The sequence below is a fragment of the Pedobacter sp. 01N310 genome, from assembly GCF_056399805.1.
In genome coordinates this window covers 95,786-116,920 of the sequence record NZ_JBFTSB010000011.1, presented here as the reverse complement: position 1 = coordinate 116,920, position 21,135 = coordinate 95,786, and the positions used below count along the sequence as shown (strand labels likewise).

The following is a 21,135-nucleotide window of genomic DNA, read 5'->3' as shown; positions in this document are numbered from 1 at the left end:
ACACACTGGAAAAGCGAGAATTTATTGACTTGGTGTTCGATTCAAACCTTTACTAGGAAAATGGTATTTATCGAATACCTAGCATGAATATGCTTTCATTTAACTAACTAAAAATGAGAGATTTACGCGTCATGATCGTAGACAAAAAAGGGAGGATTTTTCAATCCTCCCTTCAAGTGCACTTGTAGGGATTCGAACCCCAAACCTTCTCATCCGTAGTGAGATGCTCTATCCAATTGAGCTACAAATGCATTTCCGTATCGTTAACGGACTGCAAAGGTATAATTTGATATTTTAATTTCCAATTAAATTTTAAAAAAATCTCAAAATATTCTTTTGCAGAATATGCTTTATGCGTTTAATGTATCATTAATTGCTTTAAAATCAGGCAACTCATGTGCATCTTCTAAAACTTCTGCATAAGCTATTTTTCCTTCTTCATTGATCACAAAAGCCGCTCTTTTGGAAACACCTTTCAATCCGAACACAAATTCATCATAAAAAGCACCATAAGCTGCTGATACTTCTTTGTTAAAATCAGACAATAAAGGGAACTGATAACTTTGAACTTCTTTAAACTTAGCCAAAGAGAATGGAGAATCAACTGAGATGCCAATTACCTGTGCATCTATCCCTTCGTAATAGCTAAAATTATCACGCATGGTACATAATTGTTCTGTACATGTTCCGGTAAAAGCCATCGGAAAAAAGTGAATAATTACTTTTTTACCTTTGAAACCAGAAAGCGCAATTTCGGTTAAATCTGAACTGTATAATTTGAAATCAGGGGCGTTATCGCCAACTTGTAATGCCATTATGTATTTTTTATGGGTTAAATATATTAATTGGTTCAATAGTTCATCGGCCATTTGTTCATTAGTATTGCATCCCCCAAATGAACTATGACCAGTGAACTAATTATCTTTTTTCATCTGCTGATCCAAAATCGCCAAGCCTTCTTCAAAACTATGTGGACGGTAATCTAGATCTTTAATGGTCTTATCTAAAACAAAACCAGTTCTAATCGGTCGTTTAGCTGTTTGGTTTAAACCTGTAGAACTTATTTCATTAATAAATGATTGATCAAGGCCCCAAAAATCAGCAACTTTTCGCACTAAATCTGCAATAATCATGTAATCTTTACCCGATACATGATAAATTCCTTTTGTATTTTTTTCTACCGCCAATAAGCAGGCTTCAGCTAAATCCTCAGCTAAAGTAGGCATACGCCATTGATCGTTTACTACATTAATAGGCGATGCTTTTTCTAATGCCTCTTTGGCCCAAAGTACAATATTGCTCCGGCTCATATCGCTGGTTATCCCATATACCAATATTGTTCTTAAGATTGCCCAGTTTGCTTTTGAGTTCTTCAACAGCTCTTCCGCCAGTACTTTCGATTCGCCATAATAACTTACCGGATTAACTGCATCCTCTTCTCTATATGGCCCGTCGGCACCATCAAAAACAAAATCGGTACTTAAATGAATAAGTTGAATGTTTTTTTCTTCACATATTGATATCAACGTTTGAACTGCATCTACATTTAGATGGCGACAAAGCGTTTTATTAGCTTCACAAATATCAACATTGGTCATTGCGGCGGTGTGCACAATGGCATCAGGGCTGTATCTTTCAATAACTTCCCTAACCTGAACAGCATTTAAAATATCCATTTCTGCATATCTATACCCATCCTTTACCGGATAGCGATTTGTTCCTTTAGAAGTGGCAACAAGCTTTACCCTTCCTTCGGCGAGAATTTTTTCAGTTAATTTCTGTCCTAAAAGACCGTTGCTGCCTGTTGTTAAAATGGTTTTCATACGCCTTATTTATGGCTCTAAATTATCTATAAAAACCATGTTGAAAAAATTTATAATATATATTTAAAATTAAGTAAGAAAAACTTAACTTTGCCAACCGAATTGGAGCCCCTATAAACAGCTTTAATTCATTGACTGTAATAAATTTACTCACAACAGATATGCCTAACTTAGGAAAAATAGCACAAATTATCGGCCCTGTGGTTGACGTTAGCTTTGCTAATGATGCCCATCTACCTAAAATTTTTGATGCGTTAGAGATAACGAAAGAAAATGGACAAAAAATTGTTTTAGAAGTTCAACAGCACTTAGGTGAAGATCGTGTACGCGCAATCTCGATGGACTCTACAGACGGTTTAGTTCGTGGAATGGACGTAGTTGACACTGGTGCTGCGATTAAAATGCCAGTTGGCGACCAAATTAAAGGTCGTTTATTTAATGTAGTTGGTGAAGCGATTGACGGTATCAACACAGTTGATAAAACTGATGGTCGTCCTATCCATGCTACTCCTCCTAAGTTTGAAGATTTATCAACTGAAACTGAGGTACTTTTTACAGGTATTAAAGTTATCGATTTATTAGAGCCATACGCAAAAGGTGGTAAAATCGGTTTATTCGGTGGTGCTGGTGTAGGCAAAACCGTATTAATTATGGAGTTGGTAAACAACATCGCTAAAGCTTATGCTGGTTTGTCAGTATTCGCAGGTGTTGGTGAGCGTACTCGTGAGGGTAACGATTTACTTCGTGAGTTTATTGAGTCAGGTGTTATCAACTATGGTGACGAATTCTTACACTCAATGGAAAAAGGTGGTTGGGATTTGAAAGCTGTTGATACTGAAAAATTAAAAGAATCTAAAGCAACATTGGTTTTCGGTCAAATGAACGAGCCTCCTGGTGCACGTGCACGTGTAGCATTATCAGGATTAACTGTTGCTGAATATTTCCGTGATGGTGATGGCGAAGGCGCTGGAAAAGACATCCTTTTCTTCGTTGATAACATCTTCCGTTTTACGCAGGCAGGTTCTGAGGTGTCGGCTTTATTAGGTCGTATGCCATCAGCTGTAGGTTACCAACCAACATTGGCAACTGAGATGGGTTTAATGCAAGAGCGTATTACTTCAACAAAACGTGGATCAATTACATCAGTACAAGCGGTATACGTACCAGCGGATGATTTAACTGACCCGGCTCCGGCAACAACTTTTGCCCACTTAGATGCTACTACAGTACTTTCGCGTAAAATTGCTGAACTAGGTATTTATCCTGCGGTAGATCCATTGGATTCTACTTCACGTATCCTTTCTCCAGCTGTTTTAGGTGATGAGCACTATAACACTGCACAACGTGTTAAAGAAACTTTACAACGTTATAAAGAATTACAAGATATCATCGCGATCTTAGGTATGGACGAATTATCTGAAGAAGATAAATTAGTTGTATCAAGAGCACGTCGTGTTCAGCGTTTCTTATCTCAACCTTTCCACGTAGCTGAGCAATTTACCGGCTTAAAAGGTGTATTGGTTGACATTAAAGATACCATCAAAGGATTTAACATGATCATGGATGGTGAAGTTGATGAGTATCCAGAAGCTGCATTTAACTTGGTTGGTAGCATTGAAGATGCGATCGAAAAAGGTAAAAAATTATTAGCAGAAGCGAACTAGTATCGAGATTTGAGTATTAAGTATCAGGACTATAAACAGGATCTTGCTACTTGATACTAGCTACTTGATGCTTAAATCTAAAAAAAATGAATTTAGAAATATTAACTCCAGATAAAAAAGTTTTCGAAGGTGAAGTAACAGCAGTTACGGTTCCTGGTACTTTAGGCTCTTTCCAGATTTTAAAAGACCATGCCCCTATCATCTCTACTTTAGAAGATGGAGAAGTTATTATAAAAGCAAACAAAGCTGATGAGCAACGCTTTTTTATTAAAGGCGGTGTAGTAGAAGCTATTCACAACAAAATTGTGGTTTTAGCTGAAGGCGTCGCTTAATCTAATTATTCGTCATGCTGAATTTATTTCAGCATCTGTAAAAGAACTCAGAGCGACGAAAACAAAAAGCCTCCCGATTTAAAAATCAGGGAGGTTTTTTGTTTATGTTATTGTTTAACAAAATCACAAACCGCCACAGTAAATTCCTTACTGTTTTCATAATAAAGCATGTGCGAGCCGTTTAATTGCACTACCTTTTGGTTTTTAAATTTATAATTTTTGTAATAGTTCGGTCCAACAGCGTGATCATCCTTACCCGTTATAATCAAGGCCGGTGTTTTAATTTCACTGGTAAGTAAAGCATAATCTTTAAAATATTCTGGATACTTCTGCATCTTTGTGCTATCCATTAAAGGCATAAAAAGAGTCATTCCGAAATCTGATGTACGTTTATAGGAGTTTTCGATGCTGTCCATTTTGATAACGGTATTTACATCATTGGCAATATATTTATATCCAAGATGCACCGCGCTTAACTTTTTTCTAACCAGCGCCGCTCCGTTCATTAATTTTTTAAAATCTGTTTCATTTATAGTGGTATCCTTTTTTAGTAACCGATATCCATATTCAATTTGTTCCTTCACCTGGTTTGGATTCATGAAATGGGCTATTGTATTCGCCATGATGATGCCAGATAAATGTTCTGGATACTTCAAGGCATAGTTAATGGCCAGAATACCACCGAATGAATGACTAAGTAAGTACACTTTTTCTACGCCCAATTTTAACCGCAGTTCTTCAACATCTTGAACAATCCGGTCTAAACTATAATTTTTTGCATTTTGCGAATGACCAGATCCTCTTTGATCCAGGTAAACCATTGTTAAACATTTCTCCAGGTTTGCTCCACCCATTTTTTCAAAGGAAAGAAAGTCCTGACCAGGGCCTCCATGTAAGTAGATACAAACAGGTCCTTTGCCTGCCACCTTAACAGATAATTTTACCGTATCAGAAGTTAAAATGGCCTGGTTCCCCATTTTGAGATGTGAGGTTGAATCTGACGGGGAACAACCACTAAATAATACGATTAATACAACAAAAAAGATATAAATTATTTTCATAGGAATAGTTTCTAATATTAAATTACACAACTTTACAATAAACAATCAAGCCAGTTTAATAATACTTTAATATCCACAAAAAAACACCAATAATTCTTAGCATTTTAACATCAAAATCTGACCAGAATTTTCAATTTCATACAGCCTTTAACTCGTTTTAGGCAGAAAAATAGAAAATTTATAATGCAAGCATAACAAACAGACTGTATACCGTTTTGATATTTGGTCTACGGCTATCGGCATTAAATAACTAATCCAACTCTAATTAAGAATAATATTCTGAATATAGATTCATTTTCAAAATTATATTCTTATTTAACTTTTTTCTGATTTCTCTTGCATATTAATGAACCAAAAACTAAATTGGTTTTTATAAACAATAAGATAACAATGACTATTCAGAACAACATATTTTCTACCGCTACTACTGCAAAAGCAGCTGGTAATGTAGTGTTACCTGTCATTTTACTTAACCTCCTACTCCTAAACATTTTATGGGGTAATAAGCGGACGCAGTTTAAATAGATTTTAAAAAACTAAATATACCTAAAGCGTCCCGATACAAACGGGACGCTTTTTTTAAATAACAAAAAGACAGTATTATGAACCGCCCATGATAAATAGTCAAAATAAAAAATGGAATGCTTATTTATCATGGTAAGCTCCATCTGACGGTTAAAAACAATAAGAATAAACAGATGAAATACTATAATTCTAATACGATTATTTACCTTGATGGACAGTTCGAAAAAGCTGTAAATAGCAGTACCGACCTTTACGGGCAGTCGCTACACTACGGCTATGCTGCTTTCGAGGGTATTAGAGCCTATAAAACACACAACGGCAACCGCATTTTCAAAGCCGCGGCCCATTTCGATCGCTTAGAGCGTTCTTGCCAATTGGCAAACATTCCTTTCCCATGGGATAAACAGGAATTAATTGCAGCAACCTATAAATTACTTCAGTTGAACAAACTGAAAGATGCTTATATCCGTCCCCTGGTATTTTGCCACCCGAACATGAAATTAAACGAGCCGAGTGGGGTTTCGATCTTAATCTGTGCCTGGGAATGGGATGCATATTCTGGTAACAAATTGTTAAAATTAACAGTTTCTGATTATGAAAGGCCAAACCCAAAATCGATTCCAATGGAGGCGAAATTGAGTGGAAACTATGTTAATTCTATTTTAGCTACTACTGCGGCAAATATTAAAGGTTATGACGAGGCTTTGCTTTTGGATATGCACGGTTTTGTTGCCGAGGCATCTGGAGCAAACATCTTTCTTGAAAAAGACGGAAAACTGTTTACACCATCTTTAGGAAATATTTTACCAGGAATTACACGTGCAACCGTAAAAGAACTTTGCACCGTTCTGGATATAGAATGCATTGAGAAAAAATTAACTACAGAAGATTTAAAAAATGCCGACAGCGCTTTCTTATGTGGAACAGCAACCGAGATAGCAGGTATAGCATCAATTGATGATATCGTATATCGCCCGTTGTGGAGAGAATCTCTCGGTTATACCATACAGCGAGCTTATAAAAACCTGGTACTCGAAAAAGTAAATTACGAAGTGATTATATAGCAGGTAGAATGTTGGTTGATAGTTAAATAGCCAATGGTTGATAGCCAATTCGGCCATATACCATGAACTAAAAAACCATCAACCAAAAAAGAAATTTAAAGAATAAGAAAGTACTTAAAAACAAATGACTGAAGAAATCAATCAACACTTCCCGAAGGCCTACCAGCAAATTAATGGTGCAACAAAAGCATCAGGATTTGACATGGCATCTGATGTGTTGACTTGCTCTTTGCTCAGAACACTTGCTTCTACCAAGCCTTCAGGTAAATTTCTGGAACTTGGAACAGGAACAGGTTTATCTACTTCCTGGATATTAGATGGTTTAGATCAAAATAGTACACTTACCTCGATAGATAATGACGCTAAATTTTTAGCGATTGCCAAAACTTTTCTTGGTGAGGATGAACGCTTAACATTAGTTGATACCGATGGTGCGGAATGGATTGAAAAGAATAAAGACAAAAAGTTCGATTATATTTTTGCTGATACCTGGCATGGAAAATATTTGCTTTTAGATGAGGCGATATCTATGCTTAATACCGGCGGACTTTACATCATCGATGATATGCTGCCACAATCGAATTGGCCTGATGGCCACCAGGATAAGGCTATAAAATTGATCAAAGATTTAGAATCCCGTGATGATCTGCACTTAACCAAGCAGGTTTGGGCAACAGGAATCGTGATCGGAGTAAAAAAATAAATAAGATTAAATAGTTCTTTAATTTTTTAAATAGTTAGTATGTTTGTGATTCATCAAAGACATGAATATAAACACAAACATTATTAGCAACCTAATTATTGTCATTTCTCAAAAGAGAGGTGGAAATCGTTGCGTATAATATTAAAAATATACCATATCGAAACCGCCTCCCACAAGAGGCGGTTTTTTTTTGCCTCAAAAAGAAATAATTGAAATACAACAGCATACATACAATTTAAACAATGAGCGAATTAAACAAGTACAGTAAAACATTTACACAAGACCCTACACAACCGGCAGCGCAAGCTATGCTTTATGGAATCGGATTAACTGATGCTGATATGGCTAAAGCACAGGTCGGTATTGCAAGTATGGGTTACGATGGTAACACCTGCAATATGCACCTTAACGATCTGGCAAAAGATGTGAAAAAAGGGGTCTGGAATAATGATTTAGTGGGCTTGGTTTTTAATACCATTGGCGTAAGTGATGGGATGAGCAACGGTACAGATGGTATGCGTTACTCGCTGGTAAGCCGCGATGTAATTGCTGATAGTATCGAAACCATTTGCGGTGGCCAATATTACGATGGAATTATCTCTATCCCTGGCTGTGATAAAAATATGCCTGGCGCGATTATGGCCATGGCACGTTTAGATCGCCCTTCAATTATGGTTTATGGTGGTACGATTGCGCCTGGCCATTACAAAGGCGAAGAATTGAACATCGTTTCAGCTTTCGAAGCTCTGGGGCAGAAAATATGTGGCAACCTTTCTGAGGAAGACTATCAGGGCATCATAAAACATACTTGCCCTGGTGCAGGTGCTTGTGGAGGGATGTATACTGCAAACACAATGGCATCAGCAATTGAGGCTTTAGGTATGAGTTTGCCTTATTCATCTTCGAACCCAGCAATCAGCGAGGAGAAAAAACAAGAATGTTTAGATGCGGGTAAATACATCAAAATTTTATTAGAGAAAGATATCAAACCATCTGATATTATGACGAGAAAAGCATTCGAAAATGCCATTCGTTCTATTATCATTTTAGGTGGCAGTACGAATGCAGTATTACATTTTATTGCAATGGGTAAAGCTATCGGTATCGAAATCTCTCAGGATGATTTCCAGCGCATGAGTGATGTAACACCCGTACTTGCCGATTTCAAACCTAGTGGAAAATACTTAATGCAGGATTTACATCAATATGGAGGTATCCCGGCAGTATTGAAATATTTATTAAACGAGGGTTTATTACATGGCGATTGTTTAACTGTTACCGGAAAAACCCTGGCTGAGAATTTAGCCGATGTAAAATCGGTTATGGATTATGATCAAAAAATCATCCAGAAACTAAGTGAGCCGATTAAAGCCACTGGTCACCTACAGATTCTTTACGGAAACCTGGCTGAAAAAGGTTCTGTTGCAAAAATAAGTGGTAAAGAAGGTGAGAAATTTGAAGGCCCTGCACGTGTATTCGACGGCGAACACGATTTAATTGCCGGAATTTCAAGCGGACGTGTTCAACCTGGCGATGTAATCGTAATTAAAAATTCAGGTCCGGTAGGTGCGCCAGGTATGCCAGAAATGTTAAAACCAACCTCAGCAATTATTGGTGCTGGTTTAGGCAAATCAGTGGCTTTAATTACCGACGGACGTTTCTCTGGTGGTACACATGGATTTGTGGTTGGTCACATTACACCTGAGTCCTACAAAGGTGGCTTAATAGGCTTGGTAGAAGATGAAGACCGGATTTTGATCGATGCGGTAAACAACATCATTAGCTTACAGGTAAGTGACGAAGTGATTGCAGCGCGTAGAAAAAACTATGTACAACCAGCATTAAAAGTAACAAAAGGTGTTTTATATAAATATGCTAAAACAGTTTCAGACGCAGCTAGTGGTTGCGTAACTGACGAATACTAAAATCAAAAAATCATCCCCCAGATTAATTGATTACTAATAAAATAGATTATGCAAATAATTAAAAGTATTCAGAATAGGATTTATGAAATCCGGGGAGAAAGAGTAATGCTGGATTTCGATTTGGCATCGCTTTATGAAGTTGAAACGAAGGCACAGAATCAGGCGGTAAAACGTAACATAAAGCGTTTTCCTGAAGATTTTATGTTTCAGTTAACTTCTGCTGAGTTTGAAGAGATAAAACTTCAGATTGATGCAAGTAATCAAGGTACATCATCACAAATTGTGATGACAGGCGGAACCAACTTGAAGTCACAAATTGTGACTTCAAGTTGGGGAGGTACTCGAAAATTGCCTTATGCCTTTACAGAGCAAGGGGTTGCCATGTTGAGTGGCGTTTTGAAAAGTGATAAGGCAATTAACATGAATATTGCCATTATGAGAGCCTTTGTTGACGTTCGGAAAATTTTGCTGAAGCAAAGCAACCTTAATGAACAGTTAACAGAAATTAAAGAACGGATTGGGGAACATGATGTTCAGCTCAACGAGCTGTATGATGCAATGGAAAATTTAATAGACGAGAAAATTGCTCAATTAAAATGGAACGACAGACAAAGAATTGGGTTTAAAATTAAAGAATAGTAGAACCGCAAAAACATAACTATGGAAACTGCACAAGATACAATACAACAAAACGAGGCGAAAGCAGAAACCTCAAAAACCTTATTTAAAGGAACAGGCTCGCAAGTTTTGTTGAATGGATTAATTGAAGAAGGTGTAACCACCATTTTCGGTTATCCGGGAGGAGCAATCATGCCTATTTATGATGCTCTTTATGATTATGCTGATAAATTAGAACACATCTTAGTTCGCCATGAGCAAGGTGGTATCCACGCCGCTCAGGGTTTTGCAAGAGCAAGCGGCGAAGTTGGTGTTGTTTTCGCAACCAGCGGGCCAGGTGCAACCAATTTGGTTACTGGTTTGGCAGATGCGCAAATCGATAGTACGCCATTGGTTTGTATCACCGGACAGGTTTTCGCCCACCTATTGGGAACGGATGCTTTTCAGGAAACTGATGTGATTAACATTACTACTCCGGTTACAAAATGGAACTATCAGGTTACTGATGCCAAAGAAATTCAAGAGGTATTGGCTAAAGCTTTTTATATCGCTAAAAGTGGCAGACCAGGTCCTGTTTTAATCGATATTACCAAAAATGCACAATTACAATTGGAGGAATTTCCTGAATATGTAAAGTGCAACCACATCCGAAGTTATCGCCCGAAGCCAAAAGTTAGGGTAGAATATATCGAGCAGGCAGCCGAATTAATCAATTCAGCAAAAAAACCTTTCATTTTATTTGGACAAGGTGTTATTTTGGGTAAAGCCGAAGAAGAATTCAAAGCTTTTATCAATAAATCAGGAATCCCTGCTGCATGGACCATTATGGGCGAAGGTGCTATTCCAACTTCACACCCGTTAAATGTAGGTATGTTAGGCATGCACGGTAATTATGGCCCGAACGTATTAACCAACGAAGCTGATGTAATTATTGCCATCGGTATGCGTTTTGATGACCGTGTAACCGGTCGTTTAGATAAATATGCCAAACAAGCTAAAGTGGTACATTTAGATATTGACCCTGCCGAAATTGATAAAAATGTTAAGGCAGAAGTTGGTGTTTGGGGCGACTGTAAAGAAACTTTGCCCCTATTAACCAATTTAGTTAACGAAAACAAACACGAAGATTGGTTAGCTAAGTTCAGACAATATAACCAGGAGGAAATAGATCAAGTCATCACTCCCGAGCTTTATCCAACTGGTGATGAAATGACCATGGGCGAAGTATTGCGCAACATCAACGAAATCTGTGGTGGCGATGCCGTAATCGTTACCGATGTTGGTCAGCACCAAATGGTGGCCTGTCGTTATGCTAAATTCAACAATACCCGCAGCAACATTACTTCTGGTGGTTTAGGTACAATGGGTTTTGGTTTACCAGCAGCAATTGGTGCTAAATATGGTGCACCTGATAAAACCGTTATCGCAATTATCGGTGATGGTGGTTTCCAGATGACGCCTCAGGAACTGGGTACCATTATGCAGTTTGGCGCAGCAGTAAAAATTCTGATTTTGAACAACCGCTTTTTAGGTATGGTTCGTCAATGGCAACAGCTTTTTCATGATAAACGTTATTCTTTCGTGAATATCACCAGCCCTGACTTTGTTGCTTTAGCAAAATCGTATTATATCGAAGCGAGCAAAGTTGATGAACGTGCAAACCTAAGAACTGCACTAGAGACCATGATCAACCACGAAGGTTCTTACCTATTAGAGGTTATGGTAGGCAGAGAAAATAATGTTTTCCCTATGGTTCCTCAAGGAATGAGTGTAAGCGAAATCAGGTTGAAGTAAGGTAGAGGTTTAAGATAAAAAAGAAACTATCATGAGTACTGAAGATAAAATAAAATATACAGAAGACACCGTTGACCTAGAAGGAAAACAGGAATATACCATTACGGTGTACGCCGAAAACCGCATTGGTTTACTCAACAGGATTGCGATTATTTTCTCGAAAAGAAAAATCAATATCGAAAGCTTAAACAGTTCCGCATCAGAAATTGAAGGAATACACCGCTTCAACATCGTCATCCACGAAGGTTACGAGGTAGTGAGAAAGCTGGCCCGTCAGATAGAAAAACAGATTGAGGTATTGAAAGTTTATTTCAACACCAACGAAGAAATTATCTGGCAGGAACTGGCGCTTTACAAAGTTTCTACAGATGAAATTGCAGAAAAAGTAACCGTAGAGCGTTTATTAAGACAATACGGTGCAAGTGCGGTAGTGATCCGTAAAGATTATACCGTTTTTGCAGTAACTGGTCACCGCGAAGAAACTGATGCTTTGGTGAAAGCTTTAGAACCTTACGAACTAATTGAATTTGTGAGATCTGCAAGAGTAGCCATTATTAAAGACAGTGCAGGTTTCCACGAAAAACTAAAGGAATTCGAAGCTTTCGAACCAGGTGAAGAATTGGTAGAAAATGAGTTTTTAGAAAAAGGGGGGAAGATTTTTACAATGTAATATGAAATGCAATAAAGCCATACCAATTTTAAGAATTTTCGATTACGATAAAGCAGTAGAGTTTTACGTAAACTGGCTGGGCTTTAAAATAGACTGGGAACACACGTTTGAAGAAAATACCCCTGTTTATATGCAGATTTCATTAGGAGGCATCGAACTCCATTTAAGTGAGCACCATGGAGATAGTTCTCCCGGTGCAAATGTATATGTAGATTGTATAGGATTGAGAGCATTTCATAAAGAAATAATAGATAAAAAATATAAGTACAACAGGCCAGGTTTGGAGAAAACTTTTTACGGAACCTGGGCAGTAACAGTAAACGACCCGTTCTTTAACAAGATTACCTTTAACGAAACATTAACCGAAGCTGAAAAACAAAACGATAAGTAGATAGATACGAATTATAATATGATGAACGAGGTATTTGATTTTATAATAAACTCACGCAAGGCATTTATTAAGTTGATAGATGATTTAACAATCGAAGAATTAAATAAAATTCCGGATGGTTACAACAATAACATTATCTGGAATTTTGGCCATGTTGTAGTGAGCACGCAAACGCTTTGTTATGTTCGTACAGGTGTATTACAAGATGCTGCTTCGGTAAAATTTAACGAGTATTATAAAAAAGATACGAAGCCAACTTACACCGTAATAGAAGAAGAAGTAGCTGAATTGAAAACCATCGCGTTAGAAAGCATTGAAAAAATAAAAGAAGATTATGCGAACGGAAAATTTTCGAGCATCACTCCTTTTACAACAGCTACCTATGGCGTACAGATGAACAACATTGAAGAAATTCTGATCACAACTATTGGCCACGATAATGTACACCAAGGTTATGCATGGGCGCTGAAGAAACTGGTATAAAATGGGAGATGTAAAACAGATGAGATATGAACTGATTATAAAAAAAGCCAGTGTAATCACCTCATCTGTGTAATCAACCCGAAGTAAAAAAGAATATATAACGATAATTAAATAGAAATTAACCAATAAAAAACAATGGCAAATTATTTTAACACATTACCTCTTAGAGAAAAATTAAACCAATTAGGTGTTTGCGACTTCATGGACAGTTCTGAATTTTTAGATGGCGTTAGCGCATTAAAAGGTAAAAAACTGGTAATTGTAGGTTGTGGCGCACAAGGCTTAAACCAAGGTTTAAATTTAAGAGATAGTGGTTTAGATGTAAGCTACACTTTACGTAAGGAAGCAATTGAAGGCAAACGCGATTCGTGGAAAAATGCAACTGAAAACAATTTTACAGTTGGCACTTACGAAGAACTGATTCCAAATGCAGATGTAGTAATTAACCTTACTCCAGATAAACAACATACTGCTGTTGTAAATGCAATTATGCCTTTAATGAAAGAAGGAGCTACTTTGTTATATTCTCACGGTTTCAATATCGTTGAAGAAGGTATGCAGATCCGTAAAGATTTAACCGTTATTATGGTTGCGCCTAAATGCCCAGGTAGCGAAGTTAGAGCAGAATATGTTCGTGGTTTTGGTGTTCCTACCTTAATTGCAGTTCACCCTGAAAACGATCCTCAAGGTAAAGGATTGGCACAGGCAAAAGCATATTGCGCAGGTACAGGCGGTCACAGAGCTGGTGTATTAAAATCATCTTTCGTAGCTGAGGTAAAATCAGATTTAATGGGCGAGCAAACCATCCTTTGTGGTTTATTGCAAACAGGTTCTATCCTATCTTTCGATAAAATGGTAGAAAAAGGAATCGATGCAGGTTATGCTTCTAAATTGGTTCAATATGGTGTTGAGGTAATTACCGAAGCCTTAAAACAAGGTGGTATTACGGCCATGATGGACAGATTAAGCAATGTAGCTAAAATCAAAGCTTTCGAAATTTCGGAAGAATTGAAAGATATTATGCGTCCATTATTTCAAAAACACCAGGATGATATTATGAGTGGCGAATTTAGCCGGACCATGATGGAAGATTGGGCAAACGGAGATAAAAATTTATTAAAATGGAGAGCTGAAACCGGCGAAACTGCTTTCGAAAAAACGCCTGCTGGTGATGTTAAAATCGGTGAGCAGGAATATTTCGATAACTATACTTTAATGGTAGCTTTTGTTCGCGCTGGTGTTGAATTGGCTTTCGAAACCATGGTACAGGCAGGTATCAAACCAGAGTCGGCTTACTACGAATCGTTACACGAAACACCACTTATTGCCAACACCATTGCACGTAAGAAATTGTTCGAAATGAACCGTGTTATTTCTGATACTGCTGAATACGGTTGTTATTTGTTCGATCAGGCTTGTAAACCGCTTTTGGGCGATTTCATGAAAAAAGTAGATACTGATCTAGTTGGTAAAAACTTCAATGAAGGTAAAGATGGCGCTGTTGATAACAGACAATTAATCGATATCAACGAGGCTATCCGCTCTCACCAGGTAGAACAGATTGGAGCAACTTTGCGTAAAGCAATGACTGCAATGAAAGCGATTAAAACTGCATAGAAACAAAAGAATGTCATCCTGAGCTTGTCGAAGGAACTCTTTTTGTTTCTATAACGAAAAAGTCTTCGACAGGCTCAGACTGACAAACATTAAATAATAATAAAATGTCAAAAACATTAGTAGAAAAAATTTGGGATGCTCACGTTGTAAAAAGTGAAGAAGGATTTCCTGATATTTTATACATTGATACACACTTAATACATGAGGTAACCTCTCCGCAGGCGTTTGATGGTTTGCGTAAAAGAGGATTACCTGTTTTTCGTCCGAAGCAAACTGTTGCAACTGCCGATCATAACGTACCTACGTTAAATCAGTTATTGCCAATTAAAGAGGAGCTTTCGCGCTATCAGGTGGATATGTTAACCAAAAATTGTGCAGAATTTGGTGTAGAACTGTATGGTTTAGGCCATCCTTTTCAAGGCATTGTACATGTTATCGGCCCTGAGTTGGGTATCACCTTACCAGGTAAAACCATGGTTTGCGGCGATAGCCATACCTCAACCCATGGTGCTTTTGGTGCCATTGCATTTGGTATCGGTACTTCGCAGGTAGAGCAGGTTTTTGCAACGCAATGTTTATTGCAGTCGAAACCTAAAACCATGAAAATTGAGGTAAACGGCGAGCTTGAAAAAGGTGTTGGCGCTAAAGACATTATCTTATACATTATTGCTAAAATCTCTGCCGCAGGCGGTACAGGTTATTTTATAGAATACGCAGGTTCAGCAATCGAAGCTTTAAGTATGGAAGCCCGTATGACGATCTGTAACATGAGTATCGAAATGGGTGCACGCGGTGGATTAATTGCACCTGACCAAACCACTTTCGATTACATTAAAGGAAGAGAATTTGCTCCAGCTGGCGAAGAGTGGGATAAAGCTTTAGCTTATTGGAAAACATTATATAGCGATGCTGATGCGAAATTCGATAGTGTTTTAACTTTCGATGCAGCAGATATCGCACCTATGATTACCTATGGTACAAACCCAGGAATGGGTATGGGTATTCAGGAACATATTCCGGCAACTGGTGCACAACCAGAAAAAGAAAAACTTTCGTACCAGAAAGCGTTAGATTATATGGGCTTTGATGACGATTCCTCATTAATCGGGAAACCGGTTGATTATGTATTCATCGGAAGCTGTACCAACTCACGCATTGAAGATTTACGCGAAGTTGCCGATTTTGTTAAAGATAAACGCAAAGCCGATAATGTTACGGTTTGGATTGTTCCAGGATCGAAACAAGTTGAGCAACAAGCTAAAAACGAAGGTTTGGATAAAATTTTCGAAGCCGCTGGTTTCCAATTACGCGAACCAGGCTGTAGTGCCTGTTTAGGTATGAACGAAGATAAAATCCCGGCAGGTAAATATTGTGTATCTACATCAAACAGAAACTTCGAAGGCAGACAAGGGCAAAATGCACGTACATTATTGGCCAGTCCACTTACTGCAGCAGCTGCTGCTGTAACCGGAAAAATTACTGATGTAAGGGATTTGTTGGAGAAGGCTTAAAATAAAGTCATACTGAAGAATGAAGCATCTGCAAGCTAAGAAACAGATTCTTCGTTCCTCAGAATGACAACTTTAAAATATATGATACTAGAAGTTGCCATATTAAATGTAAAAGCCGGATTATCGGCTGATTTTGAAAAAGCTTTTAACAAAGCACAAAAAATCATTTCCTCAATGGAAGGTTACATTTCGCATCAGCTTCAAAAATGTATAGAGGTAGAAAATAAATATATCCTGTTGGTAAACTGGAAAACACTGGAGGCACATACCGAAGGTTTCAGAGGGTCAGCAGCATACCAGGATTGGAAAAAGTTATTACATCACTTTTATGATCCCTTCCCAACAGTTGAACACTTTACTAAGGTGGAAGGCTGAAGGTTTATAATAAATATTAAATCAGTGAAATCACCCCAATCGGTGAAATCATTTAAATCTGTGTAATCGTCATTAATAATGAAAAAATTCACAAAATTAACATCGGCAGTAGTGCCTTTAAATATAGAGAACATCGATACCGACCAGATTATCCCTGCGAGGTTTCTAAAAGCGACTACCCGCGAGGGTTTTGGCGAAAACTTGTTCCGCGATTGGCGTTATGAAAACGATAACCAGCCTAAAGCTGATTTCGTGATGAATAACCCAACCTATAGCGGCCAGGTTTTAGTAGCAGGAAAAAACTTCGGCTGTGGCAGTAGTCGCGAGCACGCTGCATGGGCTATTCAAGATGCTGGTTTTGACGCGGTAATCAGCAGTTTCTTTGCCGACATCTTTAAAGGAAATGCCTTGAACAATGGTTTATTACCCATCCAGGTAAGTGATGAATTCTTGGCGCAGATTTTCAACGCGGTTGACAACAATCCAAAATCAGCCCTAGAAGTTGATTTAGAAAATCAAACGGTTACCATTGTAGAAACTGGTGCTCAAGAATCATTTGAGATCAATCCTTACAAAAAATCGTGTTTGATAAACGGTTATGATGATATCGATTTCATCTTGGCCCAAAAAGAATTAATCGCAGAATTTGAACAAGCAAAATAATGCTTAAACCATTTGTCTACATACAAAACCTAAACTTAAGTTACCGCAATAAAGCGGTACTAAAGGATTTGTATTGGGAAGTAAATGTGTGCCAAAACTGGGTTTTATGGGGCGAAAGTGGCAGTGGAAAAACTTCTTTGGCTAAAGCGATTGCGGGTTTAATTCCTTCTCAAGGTAGTATTGAAATCAATTACGACGCCCAAAGTAAATTACCGGCCGAAGTTTTATTTGTAGAAAGCTGGTATCAGTTTAAAAATCTCGAAGGTGTTGCAAACTTTTATTATCAGCAACGCTACACCAGTTTACAGGCCAATGATACTTTAACAGTACATGCAGAACTGGTAGCTTACGGCAAAGAAAAAGGGCTTCATTTCGATCTGGTTGAACCCATTTTAGAAGCACTGGGCTTTGCTACTTTTGCCAGTTCACAGCTAATCGAATTATCAAGCGGCGAACATAAAAAACTGCAGCTGGTTAAAGCCTTATGGTTAAAACCTCAATTGTTAATTATCGATCAGCCTTATACCGGTTTAGATAAAGCATCGCGCAAAAACCTGAATACACTTTTAGACCAGATTACAGCAGAAGGTGTACAATTAATTTTAATCTGTAATGATTTAGAATTTCCAGAAAGCATCGATTCTTTTGCGGAGATTATAGACGGGCAGATTGTAAGCTCATTTTCAAGAGAAATTGGAGATCTTCCACCTGAAATACATAAAAGGAAAATCCCCGCTTTTTTAAAGGAGTCGCCAATTTATTCATCAACTGATATGGTAACGATGGTTGATGTCAACATCAGCTATGGCGAAAAACAGGTGCTAAAAAACATCAACTGGGAAGTTAAAGCTGGCGAAAAATGGTTATTGCAAGGCCCTAATGGCTCAGGAAAATCTACTTTATTGAGTTTAATCAACGGCGATCACCCCCAATCTTACGCCAACGAGCTTTATTTGTTTGGCAACAGGCGTGGAACTGGCGAAAGCATTTGGGATATTAAGCAGCATATTGGTTTAATATCGCCGGAGTTTCATTGGTATTTCGATGCCACTTCAACCGTTTGGAAATGCATTGCTTCGGGCTTTTACGATACCGTGGGGCTGTTTCAGCAATTGCCTTATAGCAAAAGAGCACAAGTTGATGAGCTGATTGAGTATTTTGGATTAACCGAAAACAAAAATGAATTATTAACCGCACTTCCACTCGGTAAACAGCGATTGGTATTGTTAGCGCGAACGATTATAAAAAATCCGGAACTGTTAATTCTGGATGAACCTTGCCAGGGTTTAGACCAACAGCAAACAAAACATTTTAACCAATTGGTTGATGAATTGTGCAGCAACGGGATGACCTTAATTTACGTTGGCCATTTTGAATCGCAGCTGCCAACCTGCATAGAAAAAAGAATATTGTTAGAAAAAGGCGAGGTAAAAGTCGTCGAAAGTTTAAACACAGAAATATTAAGCTGATGCAAGCTTGGCCACGGAAACACGGTGAACACGGAAACAAAATTTTTCTGTGATTTCTGTGCTTCCGTGGCAACCAATAAGCAATTGTAAAGCAAAAGAGGAGTCAACAATGAAGAAGAACATTTTAGTAATACCTGGAGATGGTATTGGGCCCGAGGTTACCACTTGGGGAAAAGCAGCATTAGAAAAAATTGCCGAAATTTTTGGCCATGAATTTGTGTTCGAAGAAGCTTTAATGGGCCATGCGGCTATTGAAGTTACCGGCGAGCCTTTGCCAGATGAAACGTTAGAAAAAGCAAGACAAAGTGATGCTATCCTTTTTGGAGCCATTGGCCACGCCAAATATGATAACGACCCAAGTTTAAAAGTTAGACCAGAACAAGGTCTATTAAAAATCCGTAAGGAACTGGGTTTATTCGCTAATCTCCGCCCAATATTACTATTTGATGAACTTCTTCAGGCATCGAGCATCAAACCGGAAATTTTAAGAGGAACCGATATTTTGTTCTTCCGCGAATTAACAGGTGATGTTTACTTTGGTGAAAAAACACGCTCGGAGGACCGTAATACGGCTTCAGATTTAATGATTTACCACCGTTATGAAGTAGAACGCATTGCACATAAAGCTTACCAGGCTGCACAGCAACGTAACAAAAGATTATGTTCGGTAGATAAAGCCAATGTTTTAGAAAGCTCTCGCTTATGGCGCGAAACTGTTCAGGAAATTGCAAAACAATATCCTGATGTAGAAACAGAGCATATGTTTATCGATAATGCAGCCATGCAGTTGATCAAAAACCCTAAAAAATTCGATGTGGTTTTAACCGCCAATTTATTTGGAGATATTTTAACAGATGAGGCTTCGCAGATTGCAGGTTCAATGGGTATGCTGGCTTCGGCATCTGTTGGCGAAAGCACAGGTTTCTTCGAGCCGATCCACGGTTCTGCACACGATATTGCAGGTAAAGATTTAGCTAATCCATTGGCTTCTATCCTATCGGCAGCACTAATGTTAGAAATTGGCTTCGGACTAAAAGAAGAAGCCAAATTATTGGTTGACACCATCGACCAGGTATTGAAAGAAGGTTTTAGAACACATGACATTGCCGACCAAAATACAAACCGGTTTAAAGTTTTAGGCACAGCCGAAATGGGCAAATTGGTTCTTAAATTCTTATCACAAAAATTAATCACTTCCTAAACTTAAGATTATGATTCACGACCCAAACAAAGTTTATATTTTCGACACGACATTGCGTGACGGTGAGCAGGTTCCAGGCTGCCAGTTAGATACAAACCAAAAAGTAGAAATCGCTAAATCACTTGAGCTTTTAGGTGTTGATGTGATTGAAGCTGGTTTCCCGGTATCTAGTCCAGGAGATTTTAACAGTGTAATTGAATTATCAAAAGCAGTTACCAACCCGATTATCTGTGCGTTAACCCGTGCAAATAAAAATGATATCGATGTTGCTGCAGATGCTTTACGTTATGCAAAAAGACCACGTATCCACACAGGGATCGGTTCATCCGATTTCCACATTAAACATAAGTTTAACAGTACCCGCGAAGAAATTTTGGAACGTGCTGTTGAAGCCGTAAGGTATTCGAAAAAATTTGTGGAAGATGTTGAATTCTACGCAGAGGATGCCGGCCGTGCCGATATCGAATTTTTAGCTAAAATGGTTGAAGCAGTAATTGCTGCCGGTGCCACCGTGGTAAATATTCCAGATACCAACGGATATTGCTTACCAGATCAGTATGGCTCGAAAATTCTTTTTTTGAAAGAGAACGTAAAAAATATCGATAAAGCCATTATCTCTGTGCACTGCCACAACGATTTAGGCTTGGCTACAGCGAATTCTATCGCAGGCTTACAAAATGGTGCCCGCCAGGTAGAATGTACCATTAACGGCATCGGAGAGCGTGCAGGCAATACATCTATGGAAGAAGTCGTCATGATTTTGAAAACGCACAAGATTTTAGGCTTAAACACCCAAATTGATGCGACCCGTTTCTATGAAATGAGCCATATGGTGCGGAACCAGATGAACATGCCGGTACAACCGAACAAAGCAATTGTTGGTGGAAATGCATTTTCACATAGCTCAGGTATCCACCAGGATGGTTTCTTGAAAAACCGTGAAAACTACGAAATTATTAAACCAGAAGATGTTGGTTTCCCTGATGCAACTATTGTATTGACTGCAAGAAGCGGACGCCATGCTTTAAAACACCATTTAGACCGTTTAGGCCATAAATTGGAAAAAGATCATTTAGATATTGTTTACAAACAATTTTTGGTTTTAGCCGATAGCAAACAAGGCATTAACGATTACGATTTAAACCAATTGGTTGCTTTGCATTTGGCGTAAAAGCTGAAAGGTTAAGGACCAAAGCTAAAAGCGATCGGCGAATTGCCTCAAAAAAACTTTGAGGGGTGCCCCCCT

Annotated in this window: 20 protein-coding genes and 1 tRNA gene; 17 read left to right on the top strand and 4 right to left on the bottom strand. The window is 38.2% G+C overall.

What is annotated here, in order from left to right; all coding sequences use genetic code 11:
* Positions 1-177: 177 nt before the first annotated feature.
* From AC1DNH_RS19645 to AC1DNH_RS19635, 3 genes are all read right to left on the bottom strand, one after another.
* Positions 178-251: transfer RNA gene (locus AC1DNH_RS19645), tRNA-Arg, on the bottom strand.
* A gap of 99 nt (positions 252-350) precedes the next feature.
* Entirely contained in the window at positions 351-815 is a 465-nt protein-coding gene (locus AC1DNH_RS19640) for a redoxin domain-containing protein (RefSeq protein WP_477585264.1), read from the bottom strand.
* A gap of 99 nt (positions 816-914) precedes the next feature.
* Positions 915-1,823 carry an SDR family oxidoreductase gene (locus tag AC1DNH_RS19635; RefSeq protein WP_477609675.1) on the bottom strand — a complete coding sequence of 303 codons (909 nt, stop codon included), beginning with the start codon at positions 1,821-1,823 and terminating at the stop codon, positions 915-917.
* A 161-nt stretch (positions 1,824-1,984) separates the two neighbouring features.
* Here AC1DNH_RS19635 and atpD point away from each other — a divergent pair, with 161 nt between their 5' ends.
* Together atpD and atpC are read left to right on the top strand one after the other, a co-directional pair.
* Positions 1,985-3,487: a F0F1 ATP synthase subunit beta gene (atpD, locus tag AC1DNH_RS19630; protein ID WP_029276465.1), complete on the top strand. Its 1,503-nt coding sequence runs from the start codon at positions 1,985-1,987 to the stop codon at positions 3,485-3,487.
* Positions 3,488-3,573: 86 nt separating this feature from the next.
* Positions 3,574-3,819 carry an ATP synthase F1 subunit epsilon gene (gene atpC / locus AC1DNH_RS19625; protein WP_029276466.1) on the top strand — a complete coding sequence of 82 codons (246 nt, stop codon included), beginning with the start codon at positions 3,574-3,576 and terminating at the stop codon, positions 3,817-3,819.
* A 107-nt stretch (positions 3,820-3,926) separates the two neighbouring features.
* Here atpC and AC1DNH_RS19620 read toward each other — a convergent pair whose 3' ends face one another.
* The gene (locus tag AC1DNH_RS19620) at positions 3,927-4,880 is read right to left on the bottom strand and encodes an alpha/beta fold hydrolase (RefSeq protein ID WP_477609677.1); all 954 of its coding nucleotides are present in this window, start codon (positions 4,878-4,880) and stop codon (positions 3,927-3,929) included.
* Between the two features lie 698 nt (positions 4,881-5,578).
* Between AC1DNH_RS19620 and ilvE the strand changes: the two genes are divergently transcribed.
* The 15 genes from ilvE to AC1DNH_RS19545 all read left to right on the top strand — a co-directional run bounded on the left by ilvE (position 5,579) and on the right by AC1DNH_RS19545 (position 21,060).
* Positions 5,579-6,469, top strand: a complete 891-nt coding sequence (gene ilvE / locus AC1DNH_RS19615) for a branched-chain-amino-acid transaminase (protein WP_057931982.1) — start codon at positions 5,579-5,581, stop codon at positions 6,467-6,469.
* 124 nt (positions 6,470-6,593) lie between these two features.
* Positions 6,594-7,172 (top strand): O-methyltransferase, encoded by a 579-nt coding sequence (locus AC1DNH_RS19610; protein ID WP_477583202.1) that lies wholly within the window; start codon positions 6,594-6,596, stop codon positions 7,170-7,172.
* Positions 7,173-7,414: 242 nt separating this feature from the next.
* The gene (ilvD, locus tag AC1DNH_RS19605) at positions 7,415-9,097 is read left to right on the top strand and encodes a dihydroxy-acid dehydratase (protein ID WP_477583201.1); all 1,683 of its coding nucleotides are present in this window, start codon (positions 7,415-7,417) and stop codon (positions 9,095-9,097) included.
* 48 nt (positions 9,098-9,145) lie between these two features.
* Positions 9,146-9,736, top strand: a complete 591-nt coding sequence (locus AC1DNH_RS19600; RefSeq protein WP_477583200.1) for an ORF6N domain-containing protein — start codon at positions 9,146-9,148, stop codon at positions 9,734-9,736.
* Between the two features lie 21 nt (positions 9,737-9,757).
* Entirely contained in the window at positions 9,758-11,509 is a 1,752-nt protein-coding gene (gene ilvB / locus AC1DNH_RS19595) for a biosynthetic-type acetolactate synthase large subunit (protein ID WP_057931986.1), read from the top strand.
* Between the two features lie 31 nt (positions 11,510-11,540).
* On the top strand, positions 11,541-12,179 hold the full coding sequence (gene ilvN / locus AC1DNH_RS19590) for an acetolactate synthase small subunit (RefSeq protein WP_116251728.1): 639 nt from the start codon (positions 11,541-11,543) through the stop codon (positions 12,177-12,179).
* A gap of 1 nt (position 12,180) precedes the next feature.
* Positions 12,181-12,570 (top strand): glyoxalase superfamily protein, encoded by a 390-nt coding sequence (locus AC1DNH_RS19585; protein WP_477609923.1) that lies wholly within the window; start codon positions 12,181-12,183, stop codon positions 12,568-12,570.
* 18 nt (positions 12,571-12,588) lie between these two features.
* Positions 12,589-13,053, top strand: coding sequence for a DinB family protein (locus tag AC1DNH_RS19580; protein ID WP_477609925.1), 465 nt, complete (start codon positions 12,589-12,591; stop codon positions 13,051-13,053).
* 135 nt (positions 13,054-13,188) lie between these two features.
* Positions 13,189-14,670, top strand: coding sequence for a ketol-acid reductoisomerase (ilvC, locus tag AC1DNH_RS19575; RefSeq protein WP_116251731.1), 1,482 nt, complete (start codon positions 13,189-13,191; stop codon positions 14,668-14,670).
* Positions 14,671-14,774: 104 nt separating this feature from the next.
* Positions 14,775-16,181 (top strand): 3-isopropylmalate dehydratase large subunit, encoded by a 1,407-nt coding sequence (leuC, locus tag AC1DNH_RS19570; RefSeq protein WP_477582589.1) that lies wholly within the window; start codon positions 14,775-14,777, stop codon positions 16,179-16,181.
* An 81-nt stretch (positions 16,182-16,262) separates the two neighbouring features.
* Entirely contained in the window at positions 16,263-16,556 is a 294-nt protein-coding gene (locus AC1DNH_RS19565) for an antibiotic biosynthesis monooxygenase family protein (protein ID WP_477582591.1), read from the top strand.
* A 78-nt stretch (positions 16,557-16,634) separates the two neighbouring features.
* Positions 16,635-17,219, top strand: a complete 585-nt coding sequence (leuD, locus tag AC1DNH_RS19560) for a 3-isopropylmalate dehydratase small subunit (protein WP_029276483.1) — start codon at positions 16,635-16,637, stop codon at positions 17,217-17,219.
* Positions 17,219-18,688, top strand: a complete 1,470-nt coding sequence (locus AC1DNH_RS19555; RefSeq protein WP_477582593.1) for an ATP-binding cassette domain-containing protein — start codon at positions 17,219-17,221, stop codon at positions 18,686-18,688. Before leuD ends, AC1DNH_RS19555 begins: the two co-directional genes overlap by 1 nt.
* A gap of 109 nt (positions 18,689-18,797) precedes the next feature.
* The gene (leuB, locus tag AC1DNH_RS19550; RefSeq protein ID WP_147224934.1) at positions 18,798-19,889 is read left to right on the top strand and encodes a 3-isopropylmalate dehydrogenase; all 1,092 of its coding nucleotides are present in this window, start codon (positions 18,798-18,800) and stop codon (positions 19,887-19,889) included.
* 10 nt (positions 19,890-19,899) lie between these two features.
* On the top strand, positions 19,900-21,060 hold the full coding sequence (locus AC1DNH_RS19545; protein ID WP_083488690.1) for a 2-isopropylmalate synthase: 1,161 nt from the start codon (positions 19,900-19,902) through the stop codon (positions 21,058-21,060).
* Positions 21,061-21,135: the final 75 nt, after the last annotated feature.

Excerpts from the sequence above, each read along its gene's own strand:
- AC1DNH_RS19640 (WP_477585264.1), bottom strand. The coding sequence starts at position 815 with ATGGCATTACAAGTTGGCGATAACGCCCCTGATTTCAAATTATACAGT.
- AC1DNH_RS19635 (WP_477609675.1), bottom strand. The coding sequence starts at position 1,823 with ATGAAAACCATTTTAACAACAGGCAGCAACGGTCTTTTAGGACAGAAA.
- atpD (WP_029276465.1), top strand. The coding sequence starts at position 1,985 with ATGCCTAACTTAGGAAAAATAGCACAAATTATCGGCCCTGTGGTTGAC.
- atpC (WP_029276466.1), top strand. The coding sequence starts at position 3,574 with ATGAATTTAGAAATATTAACTCCAGATAAAAAAGTTTTCGAAGGTGAA.
- AC1DNH_RS19620 (WP_477609677.1), bottom strand. The coding sequence starts at position 4,880 with ATGAAAATAATTTATATCTTTTTTGTTGTATTAATCGTATTATTTAGT.
- ilvE (WP_057931982.1), top strand. The coding sequence starts at position 5,579 with ATGAAATACTATAATTCTAATACGATTATTTACCTTGATGGACAGTTC.
- AC1DNH_RS19610 (WP_477583202.1), top strand. The coding sequence starts at position 6,594 with ATGACTGAAGAAATCAATCAACACTTCCCGAAGGCCTACCAGCAAATT.
- ilvD (WP_477583201.1), top strand. The coding sequence starts at position 7,415 with ATGAGCGAATTAAACAAGTACAGTAAAACATTTACACAAGACCCTACA.
- AC1DNH_RS19600 (WP_477583200.1), top strand. The coding sequence starts at position 9,146 with ATGCAAATAATTAAAAGTATTCAGAATAGGATTTATGAAATCCGGGGA.
- ilvB (WP_057931986.1), top strand. The coding sequence starts at position 9,758 with ATGGAAACTGCACAAGATACAATACAACAAAACGAGGCGAAAGCAGAA.
- ilvN (WP_116251728.1), top strand. The coding sequence starts at position 11,541 with ATGAGTACTGAAGATAAAATAAAATATACAGAAGACACCGTTGACCTA.
- AC1DNH_RS19585 (WP_477609923.1), top strand. The coding sequence starts at position 12,181 with ATGAAATGCAATAAAGCCATACCAATTTTAAGAATTTTCGATTACGAT.
- AC1DNH_RS19580 (WP_477609925.1), top strand. The coding sequence starts at position 12,589 with ATGATGAACGAGGTATTTGATTTTATAATAAACTCACGCAAGGCATTT.
- ilvC (WP_116251731.1), top strand. The coding sequence starts at position 13,189 with ATGGCAAATTATTTTAACACATTACCTCTTAGAGAAAAATTAAACCAA.
- leuC (WP_477582589.1), top strand. The coding sequence starts at position 14,775 with ATGTCAAAAACATTAGTAGAAAAAATTTGGGATGCTCACGTTGTAAAA.
- AC1DNH_RS19565 (WP_477582591.1), top strand. The coding sequence starts at position 16,263 with ATGATACTAGAAGTTGCCATATTAAATGTAAAAGCCGGATTATCGGCT.
- leuD (WP_029276483.1), top strand. The coding sequence starts at position 16,635 with ATGAAAAAATTCACAAAATTAACATCGGCAGTAGTGCCTTTAAATATA.
- AC1DNH_RS19555 (WP_477582593.1), top strand. The coding sequence starts at position 17,219 with ATGCTTAAACCATTTGTCTACATACAAAACCTAAACTTAAGTTACCGC.
- leuB (WP_147224934.1), top strand. The coding sequence starts at position 18,798 with ATGAAGAAGAACATTTTAGTAATACCTGGAGATGGTATTGGGCCCGAG.
- AC1DNH_RS19545 (WP_083488690.1), top strand. The coding sequence starts at position 19,900 with ATGATTCACGACCCAAACAAAGTTTATATTTTCGACACGACATTGCGT.